The sequence below is a fragment of the Acinetobacter beijerinckii CIP 110307 genome (assembly GCF_000369005.1).
Classification (GTDB): domain Bacteria; phylum Pseudomonadota; class Gammaproteobacteria; order Pseudomonadales; family Moraxellaceae; genus Acinetobacter; species Acinetobacter beijerinckii.
Map to the genome: position 1 here is coordinate 682574 of NZ_KB849764.1, position 13606 is coordinate 696179.

Here is a 13606-nt window from a genome sequence, read left to right on the forward strand (position 1 = left end):
GGTGTTTATGAGCTATCAATTTTTACAACTGGAACAGCATGATCAGGTGGCATATGTGTGGCTAAATCGCCCTGAGCTACACAATGCCTTCAATACAACGGTGATTGAAGAATTGCATACTTGCTTTAAGCAAATTGCTATCCGTGACGATATTCGAGTTGTAGTTTTAGCAGGTCGTGGTAAAAGCTTTTCAGCAGGTGCAGATCTGAATTGGATGAAACAAGCGGGTCAAGCTTCTACAGAAGAAAATGAAGCCGATGCTTTAAAACTCGCACAGATGCTTGAAGCACTTGCAACCTTAAATCAGCCAACGATTGCACGTGTTCATGGCATTGCTTTTGGTGGTGGTATGGGTTTGGCATCTGCATGTGATATTTGCATCGCCAGTACCGATGCAAAGTTTGCAACTTCTGAAGTTCGACTAGGTCTTGCCCCTTCTACGATTAGTCCATATGTGATTCGTGCGATTGGTGCTAGACAAGCTTCACGCTATTTTTTAACTGCTGAACGTATCTCAGCGCACGAAGCAAAACAAATCGGCTTGGCACATGAAATTGCGGATGCAGAAGATTTAGATAAAAAAGTTCAAGAGATTATTGATGCTTTACTGCTGGGTGGACCACATGCCCATGAAGCATCTAAGCAACTGATTCAAATGGTTAGCAATCAAAGTATGAACGATGAGTTACTTCGACAAACTGCTCAACACATTGCACAAGTCCGTCAAGGCAGTGAGGCAAAAGAAGGTTTAACCGCTTTCTTAAATAAGCAAGCCCCTGCGTGGACTTCAAATTCTAATAACAACAATTAAGGATGATTAACATGTTTGAAAAGATTTTAATTGCGAATCGTGGTGAGATTGCTTGCCGTGTGATTCGTACTGCTAAAAAATTAGGTATTGCGACGGTTGCGGTTTATTCAGATGCAGATGCACATGCACAACACGTTAAACTTGCTGATGAAGCGATTTATATTGGTCAATCTCCTGCAACACAAAGTTATTTACAAGTTGATCGTATTATTCAAGCGGCGATTGATACAGGAAGCCAAGCGATTCATCCTGGTTATGGTTTTCTTTCGGAAAACGATCAATTTGCCTTAGCTTGCCAACAGCACAATATTTGCTTCATTGGTCCTCCAGTCGATGCCATTTTAGCGATGGGCTTGAAAGCAACTTCTAAAGCATTGATGGAAAAAGCAGGTGTACCTTTAACGCCGGGTTATCACGGAACCAACCAAGATGCTGAATTCTTAAAACAGCAAGCAGATGAAATTGGCTATCCTGTTTTAATTAAAGCCAGTGCTGGCGGTGGTGGTAAAGGCATGAGTCTGGTGGAATGTAGCGAAGATTTCCTACATTCTCTTGCGTCCTGTAAACGTGAAGCCAAATCGAGTTTTGGTAATGATGACGTACTGATTGAACGTTATGTGATTCAACCACGTCATATCGAAGTACAAGTATTTGGCGACACACATGGCAACTATGTACATTTATTTGAACGGGATTGTTCTGTTCAACGTCGTCATCAAAAAGTACTAGAGGAAGCCCCTGCTCCGCAAATGCCAAGCGAAAAGCTCGATGCTATGCGTCAAGCTGCAATTGATGCTGCTCGAGCTGTGGATTATGTTGGTGCAGGTACGGTTGAATTTATCGTTGAACAAGATGGTACGGCGTATTTCATGGAAATGAACACACGCTTACAAGTCGAACATCCTGTGACTGAAATGATTACTGGAGAGGACTTAGTAGAATGGCAATTACGAGTTGCGTATGGTGAGCCATTACCAAAACTGCAACATGAATTACAAATTCATGGGCATGCGCTTGAAGCGCGTATTTATGCCGAAGAACCAAACAAAGGTTTTTTACCTGCAATCGGTAAAATTGACTATCTACGCTACCCAGCGCAAAACCAATTTGTTCGTGTAGATAGTGGCATCGTTGAAGGTGATGAAATTACCACTTTCTATGATCCAATGATTGCCAAATTGATCGTATGGGGTAAGAACCGTGAAGCTGCTTTGATTCAAATGCAACACGCGCTTAGTCAATTCCATGTCGATGGTTTAGGCAATAACATTGCTTTTTTGGAAAAGATTGTACGTTGTGATTCGTTCAAACAAGCAAAGTTGGATACGAATCTAATTCAACGTGAAGAACAGTTCTTGTTTAGCCCAGCGAATATAAAACCTGAGTTTGTTGTTGCGACTGCATTTATTGAATTTCTAAGCCAAATGCAAAGCAATCAATCAACTCAAAAACAACTGTGGCTAGCACAACCCTTATGGCGTAGTAATGTGTCTTATCAGCACAGCATTAAATTGAACTATTTAAATCAAAATATTCAAATTAAGTTTTCTGCTGCTGAACAAGGGTTTAACGCAGAATTTAATGGTCAGCAGTATCACATCACAGGTCAATTAACTGATCAGCACAGTGCAAATATTCAAATTGGTGGAATTCAACAAAAGCTCGCCTTTAACCGAGGTTTGCAAGGTATTACCCTATTTAAGGCTGGACAAAGTTATAAGTTTAGCTACTTACGTCAGGATTATAATCAAACTGATGGTCAATCTGAGCAAGGACATCTCAAAGCACCGATGCCTGGCGTGGTGACACAATTACTTGTAGGCGCAAATCACACTGTGAAGAAAGATGATGTGCTTTTAACACTTGAAGCGATGAAAATGGAATATACCATTCGCGCTCCAAAAGATGGTGTGATTTTAGATGCCTATTTCCAAGTGGGTGATCAAGTCAAAGCTGGTGATGAGCTTGTGGACTTCCAAGCTGCTGAGGAGGAAGTTGCATGAGTGACTATGTAAAGATTGTAGAAGTTGGGCCTCGTGATGGTTTGCAAAATGAGAAACAAGCTTTAAGCATTGAGCAGCGATTGAGTTTTATCAATGATTTAATTGATGCAGGTTTAAAGTCAATTGAAGTAGGTTCATGTGTATCAGCCAAATGGGTACCACAAATGGCGCAGAGCGATGAGTTATTTAAATTGTTGCCACAACGCAATGATTTAAATTTGAGCTTGCTCACGCCTAATCTTAAAGGCTTCGAAGCTGCCCAAGCAGTTGGATGTAAAGAGGTTGCGGTCTTTACCGCAGCTTCTGAGAGTTTTACTCGAAAGAATATCAACTGCTCGATCGATGAAAGCTTAGAACGATTCTCTGAGATTTTTCAAGCGGCGCAAGCAAACAATGTTCGTGTACGTGGTTATGTCTCTTGTATCGTGGACTGTCCTTACGAAGGTGCAATTGATCCCAAACAAGTCGTGAATGTCGTCAAACGGCTGCATGACATGGGATGTTATGAAATTTCATTGGGTGAAACCATTGGGACAGCAACACCAGATCGAGTGCAAAAAGTCTGGCAAGCATGCTTAGCAGAATTGGATAGCAAGATTTTGGCTGGGCATTTTCATAATACTTATGGTATGGCGATCGCCAATATCTATCAATCTTTACAGCAAGGTATTCGAGTCTTTGATTCTTCGCTTGCTGGACTGGGTGGTTGTCCTTATGCCAAAGGTTCATCTGGGAATGTTGCAACAGAGGATTTATATTATTTACTGTCACACATTGGATATGAAACTGGCATTAATCTAGAAAAACTGATGTTGGCTAGTCAAAATATCAATCAAATATTGAACCGAAAAAACTTATCTAATTATGCAAATACTTATCTTCAGCAGTCATGTGCATAAATAAATCTCAGCGTTCATTATAAATGCTCCACTAAAAATAAATTTGAAGGAGCATTCATGTTTTTTGTTTTAATCACTTATTTTTGACTTAAATTTAGATCATTCAGTATGTGTTAATTGATAAAAATAAGAAGTATCTGATTTAATTTTTGGTGAAATATATTGTTCTACCCAATCCAACCAAGCACGTGTTTTTGCATCAATATAATCTCTTGACGGTAATAATGTATAAACACCAATATCAGGTGAACGCCAATCGGGCAACACATGACACAATCGACCTGCCCGAACAGCTTCAATCACTGAAAACATCGGTAATAATGCGATTCCCATATCTTGTTGTACGACATCTAATAATAACTCAGGAGTATCAGCGACAATTTGACCGCTCGTACTGATCTCATGAAAACCACCCTTTTCATTAATCAAATGCCATTCGGGTGTAATTGATGGATTGACTAAACGTAGACATGCATGGTTGTACAAATCTTCAGGTGAGTTTGGTGTGCCATGCTTTGCTAAATATGCAGGAGATGCGCACAACACTGAAAATATGGTGCCAATACGGCGTGATACGAATCTTGAGTCAGTCAGTGATTCAGTTAAATATAAACTGACATCAATTCCCTTACCTAAAATGTCTGGTGTGTTCTGCGAAGTTCGATATTCGACAGTCAAATCAGGATAGCTTTGGCAAAATTTAGCCATTACAGGCGATATATAATAATGCCCAAAGCTTGCCATACTCAAAATCCGCAACCGTCCTTTTGGCTTTGTTGCCGTTCCTGTCGCTTCTGACTCTGCTTCATCTATGATCGATAGCACTTGTCGACAACGTTCAGCATAAAGCGCACCAATATCTGTCAGTGCATGCTGCCGTGTAGAGCGTTGCATCAGTTTAACACCAAGCCGTGACTCTAACTCGCTGATCAGACGCGATACCTGAGCTGTGGTCAAATCCATCTGTTCAGCAGCTGCTGTAAAACTTCCACTGTCAATCACTTTCAGGAAAGCATGCATTGCATGCAACAGTCCACCATCGAGATTTTTGCGCATAACGTAAATATCTTTTCCTAAATTACGCATTGTTGCACCAGTTTAGATCAACCACAATGGTAAATATGTACATACATCCATGCGTATTTTTTTGACGGTTCAGCGCATGATTTGATCGTTGTATGTCTATAACTCCAAAAGTCAACTCGGATGTTGAGAAAAGAAAGTAGCTCGAACTACATAATACAAAGGAGACATAAATGAATATCGCTACGACATTTACACCTAAAAAGATACCGACTAAAGATGTATCCCTTGATGATAAATACATAAGCGATAACGGCACGGCTTATATGACAGGTATTCAAGCTTTGGTGCGTTTACCACTCGCTCAAACCCGCCGTGATAGTAAAAATGGTTACCATACTGCTGGGTTTATTTCAGGTTATCGCGGATCACCTGTTGGTAACTATGATAATTTTCTTTGGCAAATTGAAGGAATTTTGAAAGATCATGATGTGGTCTTTCAACCTGGTGTTAATGAAGATTTGGCTGCTACCGCGATTTGGGGTAGCCAACAAGCCAATTTAGCAGGTCAAGGTAAATTTGATGGTGTTACTTCTTGGTGGTATGGCAAAGGTCCAGGTGTAGATCGCTCAGGTGATGTGCTTCGTCATGCTAACCTCGCAGGTACAGCCGAACACGGTGGTGTTGTTGCCCTATTTGGTGATGATCATTCTTGTAAGTCTTCTACTGTTCCGCACCAGTCTGAACATGTGATGATGGGTTGCGGCATTCCTATTTTTTATCCAACCTCAGTACAACACATTCTTGATCTTGGTATCCATGCTGTCGCTATGTCACGATTTGCTGGTGTATGGACTTCCATGAAACTCGTGAGTGAAATCGTAGAGACATCAGCATCTGTACATGTTGATGAGGATCGTGTCATTCCAGTCTTGCCTAAAGATGTTAAATTTCCTGATGATGGCGTTAATATTCGCTGGCCAGATCATGGTATCCAACAAGAAGAACGACTTTACAAATACCGCTTACCTGCTGTCTTAGCATATGCACGTGCCAACCAACTCAATAAAGTCACTTGGTCATGTGAAAATGCCCGTATCGGTATCGTTGCGAGTGGCAAAGGTTATCTCGATACGATTGAAGCTTTGCGTATATTAGGGATTGATAACGATATTGCTGAACAAATTGGCTTAAAAGTTTATCAAGTCGGTCTTATTTGGCCTTTGGAACCACAAGGATTACATGAGTTTGCAGAAGGTTTAAAAGAGCTGATCGTTGTTGAAGAAAAACGCCCGATTCTTGAATCTCAAATTAAAGATGAGTTGTATTCACTACCTGATCATCAACGCCCTCATATTATTGGTAAAGCTTGTGATGGTAAGGGCGAATGGAGTACATCTACTGAGGAAGCTCCCTTAATTGGATATTACGAATTTCAGCCTGAACCAATTGCAAAAATGTTGGCAGCACGTTTTCTCGCCTTGGATATTCCAGTACATATAAAAGAACAAATTCAAAACCGAGTTGGCTTATTAAAAACAGCTGAACAAGAATCTCAACGTATTTTAGATATTGCTGATCGCAAGCCATTTTTCTGTAGCGGATGTCCTCACAATACTTCAACTAAATTACCCGAAGGTAGTCGTGCATTAGGTGGCATTGGATGTCATTACATTGCAGTTTCACTTGATCGTGGTACAGAAACCTATTCACAAATGGGTGGTGAAGGTGTTAGTTGGGCTGGTGCATCGCATTTTACTAATGAAAAACACATTTTCGCCAATCTAGGTGACGGAACTTATTTCCATTCAGGTTATCTTGCTATTCGCCAAGCCATCGCTGCAAAAATTAATATTACTTACAAAATCCTCTACAACGATGCTGTTGCAATGACGGGCGGACAACATGTGGATGGGCATTTGAGTGTTGCTCAACTAACGCGTCAGTTAGCCGCTGAAGGGATAAGAAAACAGGTTATCGTCACAGATGAACCTGAGCTGATACATGCCGAAGAAGGTATAGCAGCTGATGTAGAAATTCATCACCGTAATGAATTAGATGCAATCCAACGTCAATTACGTGATATTTCGGGAGTAACAGCCCTAATCTATGTTCAAACTTGTGCTAGTGAAAAACGTCGTCGCCGTAAACGTAATGCCTACCCTGACCCTGCTGAACGTTTATTTATTAATACTGATATTTGTGAAGGCTGTGGTGACTGTTCAAAAAAATCGAACTGTTTATCTGTCGAACCTGTAGAAACAGAATTAGGTACTAAGCGTCAAATTAACCAGAGCACCTGTAATAAAGACTTTACTTGCGTCGAAGGTTTTTGCCCAAGTTTTGTCACTGTACATACACGTGATATGAAACGCCCTGAAAAATTTGAAGGATTTCCTGCTGGCTGGCCAGAAAAACCAATCATTCCTAACTTGGAAAATACACCGAGCCGAATCATGGTGGGTGGTGTCGGTGGTACAGGTGTGGTTACTTTAGGTGCATTGTTAGGAATGGCTGCGCATCTTGAAGGTAAAGCAACACGTGTTATGGATATGGCAGGATTAGCACAGAAAGGTGGAACAGTTTATTCCTATGTACAACTTGCTTCAGACGACGAGCAAATTTCAGCAACAAAAATTCCTGCTGGTCAATGTGATATTTTAATCGGCGCCGATGCAATCGTAGCAGGTAGCAAAGCTGCGTTATCACGCCTAACAGATAAAGCAGTGGTGATCGTGAATGAAGATGCCTCTCCAACCTTAAGTTTTATTGAGTCTCGGGACTGGTATGCTCCGATTACAGACTTAATTACTCGTTTGAAAGGACGAGTACATCACGGAAAACTAGTTACATTACCAGCAGCTCGGATTGCCACTCAAGTCCTCGGAGATTCGATCTATACCAACCAAATTCTTTTAGGTATGGCTTGGCAATCAGGAAAAATACCACTACTTAGAGAGAGTATAGAAAAAGCAATTCAATTAAATGGTACGGCGGTCGATAAGAATATTGAGGCTTTCCGTATTGGTTGTCATCTGAGCAGCGATCCTCAATTAATTCCGCGTTTAGTCTCAGCGATGCCAAAACTTAATAAACCTCAGACCATGTCTGAATTAATTGAAGACCGTACTACTCGTTTGCGTGAATATTGGAATGAAGAATACGCCTTAAAGTACAAAAACTTAGTAGAGCGAGCTGCAAAAAATTTACCTGAATCATTAGCTGGAACCATTGCAACACAACTTTATCGAGTGATGGCTTATAAAGATGAGTATGAAGTTGCACGTTTGCTTACAGCTAAAAAATTCAAACAGTCTATAGCCTCGCAGTTTGGAGAAGGCTTACGTCTAACCTATCATCTAGCTCCACCTGTACTGGGCGCACATCAAAATATCCGTAAACGTGCTTTCGGATATTGGATCCGCTTCCCTATGATGCTATTGGCACGTTTACAATGGCTACGTGAAACTTTCCTAGACCCATTTTCTCGTCAAGCAGAACGTCAGCAAGAACAAGCATGGCGCGACCGTTATATAAGTTTTGTCGAGACCTTAGCCGAATCACCTGAGAAATATAATTTGGTGGTTGCTGAGGAAATTGCCAAACTTCCTGCTGATGTGCGAGGTTTTGGGCATGTGAAAGCCCAATCAATGAACAGTGCAATACAGCGTTGGGATGAGTTCGATTTAGACCTGAAAAGGTAAATCTCGATTTATTATGATTTAAAATCATATTTAAGTAATCGATACGAATTAAAAACTGAAGATTATTTTTATAATCTTCAGTTTGGTCTATTAAATTGAATTTTTATTAAAAATTCACAGACCAAGAGAAATGTGCTGTACGAGGAGCACCTAGGAACAAGTAATCATCCCCGAAGAAACTGCCCGCGTCTCTCAAATACTTTTTATTAAATAGATTATCAACATTAAATCTCAATTGATTCTCATATCCATAAGCATGGAATTTATAAGCTGCACCAGTATCAAATACAGTATAACTAGGTACTTTCACTGAACCAGTTTTATTCGCATATTTACTGCTGCTGTAACGAACACCAGCTAATAAGCGCAAGCCCTCGATTTGTGGCATTGCATATGAGAGATTACTAGCAAAACGTAGTTTTGGCACATTTTGAGTTTGATGATGCTGATATTCATCTACCTGAATATCTTTTAAACGTGAGTGTGTAAGCGCTAATGTTGAATTTAAATCAAGATTTTGTCCTAAGCGTCCTTGCAACCCAAATTCCAAACCTAAATTGTGCTGTTTTCCATCTTTTAAAAAGTAGTTATTCGCATTGGTATATTGATTATCTTGCTCTAAATTAAATAGTGCTGCGGTAAACAACATATTTTGAAATTGTTGTTTTAATCCAAGCTCATATTGAGTAGATTTAATCGGTTCTAGTGTTTGGAAGGCATTACCTTCAATTCCTTTTTCTTCATTACCAAATGCATACCATGGCGCTTGACCGCCATCACTTAAACCTTTACTAAATGATGTATAAACGTGAGTATTTTCCCAAGGTTGATACATCACAGCAAATTGGGGTAAGAATCGATTTAAGTTTGTATCACGAATCTTATTCGAATTGGCATCATAGGCTTTTTCATCTAATGAAAGGATTTTTCCGCCCATGAGAACAGACCATGAATTATTGAAAAGGATTTGATCTTGAAGATTTAATGCTGTTTGCTGACTATCAAGCGATTTATAATGATTGCCTAAAACTTTATCTGTCGGATTGTAGCTCACTGTATTTTCATAGATATTACCTGTGCCAATAGGTTGGTTGATGGCATCATATTGTGCACGTCGTTTATAAGTATGAGACAACTCGACATTTAAACTATGTTGCCATGTTCCTGTGTTGAGTGTCCCATTTACTCCAGTTTTAAACTGATTGGTTAGGTAACTATCATCTGGACTACGGAAGTCATAAATATCGTAGTTACCATTTTTATCAAAGGTATTACCTAGACCAGTGTACTCACAAATATCACTGTAACATCCCCATGGAAATGCTGAATAGTCATCAACCACAACACGGCTTTGTGAAGCAGAAAGATTTGCTGTCCAATCCTTATTGATATGATGGGTATATTTTAAACTTGTATTTAGACTTTCATTTGTGATGGGTTTACTCCAGCTTTGATAACCAAGTAGACGATCCCAATCCACACTTTGGGGTACAGTTTTTCCATCTAATAATTGATAGCCTGGTACAGAGCGCTGACGCTGACGTTGTGATTCAATATCAAATTCGAGTTTTGAATGATCAGAAATATTCCAATCTAGAGCGACTGAACCAAATAAACGTTTCCCATTGCTATGTTCTACATAAGGATGAATCTCTTCTTGAGCGAGATTGATTCGATAGCCAAATTGTTGATTTTCACCCAATATATCGCCTATATCAGTTGCGATACGATTACCACCATGACTATCTGTTTCCAAGGTAACAGAACGAATGTCTTTTGGACGTTTAGTCACATAGTTAACTACTCCACCTGGCGTAGACATTCCACTTTGAATTGCGCTAATACCCTTTAAAATTTCTACTTGTTCTTTATTTTCAAGCGCTACATTTTGCTCGCCACGTAACAAATTTCCGTTGAGTAGATAACTTGATCCTAGATTAAGCGCGAAACCACGCATAATAAAATTAGCATAATAGCCAATCGGTGCATATCCATCACCAGCAGCAGCTTCGTTTTTAACAATATCAGTTAATGTTTTTGCGTGTTGATCCGCAATTCGCTCTGCGGTCACAATACCAATAGAAGCAGGAATTTCATCAATACTTTTCCGAGAAAAACCCGTTAAATTCAATTTCTGCTGATATGGTATTGTTTGTTCAGATTGAGCAGCAACTGTGATTGTTGGCAATTTTGATACAGCAGTTTCATCTTCTGCATTTGCTAAGACCGAAGTTAGTCCACCACATGAAAATGAACCAGCAACCAGTAAAGCTTGATGTAAACGAGAAAATGAATGTGTTTTCACTGTAGTAGCCTAACCCCAAAAAAGTTAAAGATAAGTCTGAAATTTCGGGCATGAGTATTCACAATTTTCTTGGATTGAACAAGCATGTTCTGCTACATATTTAATCTTTTTTAAATTTTGATAATTGGCTTACGCACAAAAAGCTAAGTAAAGTTAATTTATAAATATCTGAAAGCCCTATAACCATTCTTTTGTTTCATCTGCAACTCTATTTCCATGAAGAATATGCATAATCATCTCATAAGCAATACTTCCTTTAAATGGAAGTTCAGGTAATGCATCAAATTTAAAAAACTGTGCGTCGCTGATTTCTTTTTCTTCAAGTTTTATTTCGCCTGAATGATATTCGGCTCTAAATGCAATCATCAAATTACTTGGAAATGGCCAAGGTTGACTGGCTAAATATTGTATATTTTTAATCTCAATATTTACTTCTTCTTTGGTTTCTCTACGGACTGCTTCCTCTAAAGTTTCACCAACTTCTACAAAGCCAGCAATTAAACTATACATTTTTTTATGACGTGTATTCTTCGCGAGCAGAATCTCATCATCACCACGTGTAATAATTGTAATTACACACGGATTCACTCTTGGATATTGACTATACCCACAACTCGGACATTTCATTGAAAATTGATCAAGAATCTGCTTTGTTTTTTCGCCACATCGCCCACAAAATTGGTGATTACGTCGCCATTCTAAAAGTTGTACAGCTCGACTTGCTTGCTCAAATTGTTGTTTATTCCAAACTTGCAATAGTTGGCGAATCGGTACTAATTGATAACCAGATGGAATGCTTTCATTCTGCTTTAAGTCTCTTGCAATAACCTCAAAATCTGCAGATAAAATAAGATCATCCTTTAATTTCCCGACTTGCGGTAACTGAAAATCATGATCTACTAAAAGTTGCTGATTTTGAAAAATATAAGCAATTGATAATTTAGACATTAAATAACCTATAGAAAATTTATTCAGCAAAAATTAAGTTATGATCGTAATAAAAGTGATGATTAGTGACGTTTATATTGGCGAGAGCAATAAGCACGAGTGACATCAGCGGAACGCAACTTTAAATGTTTTGTTTTACGTCCAACCATACGTTTACGCCATAGTTTAAAGCTACTTGACTGTAAGTTAGTTCGCATCAATTTGATGACTGAGGATTCATTGAGACCATACTCTCTTTCAAGCGCTTCAAACGGCGTTCTATCTTCCCAAGCCATTTCAATAATTCTTGATAGATCGCCCAAATCATAATTCTCAACACTAAGCATAAAATATGACCTCTTATAATCAAAAAAATCGCTATAAAACTTTAATTCGACAATTGCTAAAATTTCTAATCAGAGCATATGAAAGGCTAGATGAATAAATTGTGATTTTTAGATGATTAATTAATCGGTTCTAAACATATGAACAAGCAAACAAAAGTTTTATCGAGTAAATTATTACTCGATAAAACTTGAACATTATTAACCACCTAATGCAGCCACCAATTGTGCTGAATTTTTCAAATACAATTGCTGCAACTCCAATAAACGTTCTTCTGCACTCAACCGTAGATTCTGTGCTGTCGCAACTTCCAGATAACTGACCAAACCAGCTTGATAACGCTGCGTAGCAACCCGTTCATTTTCAGTCGAAAGCTTAAGTAGCTGTTGTTGCGCCACGATCTGTTGTTGGAAATGATCTGCTTGCAGTAAACCATCTTCCACCTCTTTCCAGCCTGTTAAAACTGAATGCTTATAAGCAGCAAGCTTTTCATCGTAATTGGCTTGCGCTTGTTGAATATCAGTCTGTCGTTTACCCCCATCAAACAATGTAGCTAAGGCTTTTACACCCATCGACCATGCGGTATTGGGTGACTGCAATAAAGTATGTAAGACCTGACTATTGGCACTACTATCCAAGCTGATGGTCAAATCTGGTAACCATGCAGTTTGTGCTAAGCCTAATTGAGCATGCATCATCGCCAACTCTCGTTCGCTACGAATCACATCGGGACGTTGTGCCAATAGCCGACTTGGAATTTGGGTTGGGATTTGAGGGGTACTAAACTGATAGCGATTTTTATTTAAATTAAAGTCAGCCACATTGCGTCCAACTAAGACTGCCAACACATTTTCTTGCAAATCACGACTACGTTGTACCTCTAACAATTGCAGCCTGACTTGTTTAAGTTGGGTCTCAGCCTGAATCACATCAGCACGTGAAATCATGCCTGCTTGGTATTGCTGCTGTAAAATACGCACAGATCGTTTATAACTTTGCTGGGTTTGATTTAACACATCCAGTTTGGCGTCGAACAAACGAATGTTCCAATAGGCCTCTGCTGCGATCAGTTGCTGACTCAGCTGAATGGCAGCCAAATCTGCAGCAGATGCTTGTAGGTTGGCCTGTTGACCTTCCACTGCTTTTGCAACTCTCCCCCAAAGATCAGGAATCCAACTGACTGCGACATTGGCACCGAATTGCCGACTCTTGCCAGCGTTTTTGGTTTCAGTCTGATTGGCATTGCCGCCCATGCTGATGCTAGGAAGCGCATTAGCACGTTGTCTATCCAACAGTGCCATGGCATGGCGATACTTGGCTTGGGCCTGTTGGATACTCAAGTTGTCTTGATCCAATTGCTGTATCAGCGTGGATAAGGTCAGATCTTGATACATCGCCCACCATTGCTGTGGTGTCGCTACTATCTTAGAAGCTTCAATCCATTGCAAATCTGCATATTTATACTGTGCAGCACTTTGAATCACGGGCTGATGATAGGCTGCAGGCTTAAAAGTACTGGACGACTGACATGCCGTGAGCAGCATTGTCACTACGATACCGATAGAAAGTGTAAAAACTGTTTTTTTCAT

9 protein-coding genes are annotated in these 13606 nt (G+C 39.6%); 4 read left to right on the forward strand and 5 right to left on the reverse strand.

The window, feature by feature from the left end; genetic code table 11:
• Nucleotides 1–7: 7 nt before the first annotated feature.
• The 3 genes from F933_RS04850 to F933_RS04860 are packed head-to-tail and all read left to right on the forward strand — an operon-like array spanning nucleotide 8 to nucleotide 3713.
• A complete protein-coding gene (locus F933_RS04850) occupies nucleotides 8–811 on the forward strand; it encodes an enoyl-CoA hydratase/isomerase family protein (RefSeq protein ID WP_005058970.1) in 804 nt (267 codons plus the stop codon).
• A gap of 11 nt (nucleotides 812–822) precedes the next feature.
• Nucleotides 823–2814: an acetyl/propionyl/methylcrotonyl-CoA carboxylase subunit alpha gene (locus tag F933_RS04855; RefSeq protein ID WP_005058972.1), complete on the forward strand. Its 1992-nt coding sequence runs from the start codon at nucleotides 823–825 to the stop codon at nucleotides 2812–2814.
• Nucleotides 2811–3713, forward strand: a complete 903-nt coding sequence (locus F933_RS04860) for a hydroxymethylglutaryl-CoA lyase (protein WP_005058974.1) — start codon at nucleotides 2811–2813, stop codon at nucleotides 3711–3713. Before F933_RS04855 ends, F933_RS04860 begins: the two co-directional genes overlap by 4 nt.
• 99 nt (nucleotides 3714–3812) lie before the next feature.
• On the opposite strand, the gene F933_RS04865 is transcribed toward F933_RS04860, so the two are convergent.
• Nucleotides 3813–4769, reverse strand: a complete 957-nt coding sequence (locus tag F933_RS04865) for a LysR family transcriptional regulator (RefSeq protein WP_155757852.1) — start codon at nucleotides 4767–4769, stop codon at nucleotides 3813–3815.
• A gap of 200 nt (nucleotides 4770–4969) precedes the next feature.
• Between F933_RS04865 and F933_RS04870 the strand changes: the two genes are divergently transcribed.
• A complete protein-coding gene (locus tag F933_RS04870; protein WP_005058976.1) occupies nucleotides 4970–8440 on the forward strand; it encodes an indolepyruvate ferredoxin oxidoreductase family protein in 3471 nt (1156 codons plus the stop codon).
• A 106-nt stretch (nucleotides 8441–8546) separates the two neighbouring features.
• Here the strand turns inward: F933_RS04870 and F933_RS04875 are convergent, their stop codons facing one another.
• The 4 genes from F933_RS04875 to F933_RS04890 form a co-directional block, all read right to left on the reverse strand.
• Nucleotides 8547–10745 (reverse strand): TonB-dependent siderophore receptor, encoded by a 2199-nt coding sequence (locus F933_RS04875; RefSeq protein WP_005058977.1) that lies wholly within the window; start codon nucleotides 10743–10745, stop codon nucleotides 8547–8549.
• A gap of 177 nt (nucleotides 10746–10922) precedes the next feature.
• A complete protein-coding gene (gene nudC / locus F933_RS04880) occupies nucleotides 10923–11693 on the reverse strand; it encodes an NAD(+) diphosphatase (protein WP_005058978.1) in 771 nt (256 codons plus the stop codon).
• A gap of 62 nt (nucleotides 11694–11755) precedes the next feature.
• A complete protein-coding gene (locus F933_RS04885) occupies nucleotides 11756–12019 on the reverse strand; it encodes a TIGR03643 family protein (protein WP_005058979.1) in 264 nt (87 codons plus the stop codon).
• A gap of 198 nt (nucleotides 12020–12217) precedes the next feature.
• A complete protein-coding gene (locus F933_RS04890; RefSeq protein WP_005058980.1) occupies nucleotides 12218–13606 on the reverse strand; it encodes an efflux transporter outer membrane subunit in 1389 nt (462 codons plus the stop codon).

Excerpts from the sequence above, each read along its gene's own strand:
- F933_RS04850 (WP_005058970.1), top strand. The coding sequence starts at position 8 with ATGAGCTATCAATTTTTACAACTGGAACAGCATGATCAGGTGGCATAT.
- F933_RS04855 (WP_005058972.1), top strand. The coding sequence starts at position 823 with ATGTTTGAAAAGATTTTAATTGCGAATCGTGGTGAGATTGCTTGCCGT.
- F933_RS04860 (WP_005058974.1), top strand. The coding sequence starts at position 2,811 with ATGAGTGACTATGTAAAGATTGTAGAAGTTGGGCCTCGTGATGGTTTG.
- F933_RS04865 (WP_155757852.1), bottom strand. The coding sequence starts at position 4,769 with ATGCGCAAAAATCTCGATGGTGGACTGTTGCATGCAATGCATGCTTTC.
- F933_RS04870 (WP_005058976.1), top strand. The coding sequence starts at position 4,970 with ATGAATATCGCTACGACATTTACACCTAAAAAGATACCGACTAAAGAT.
- nudC (WP_005058978.1), bottom strand. The coding sequence starts at position 11,693 with ATGTCTAAATTATCAATTGCTTATATTTTTCAAAATCAGCAACTTTTA.
- F933_RS04885 (WP_005058979.1), bottom strand. The coding sequence starts at position 12,019 with ATGCTTAGTGTTGAGAATTATGATTTGGGCGATCTATCAAGAATTATT.
- F933_RS04890 (WP_005058980.1), bottom strand. The coding sequence starts at position 13,606 with ATGAAAAAAACAGTTTTTACACTTTCTATCGGTATCGTAGTGACAATG.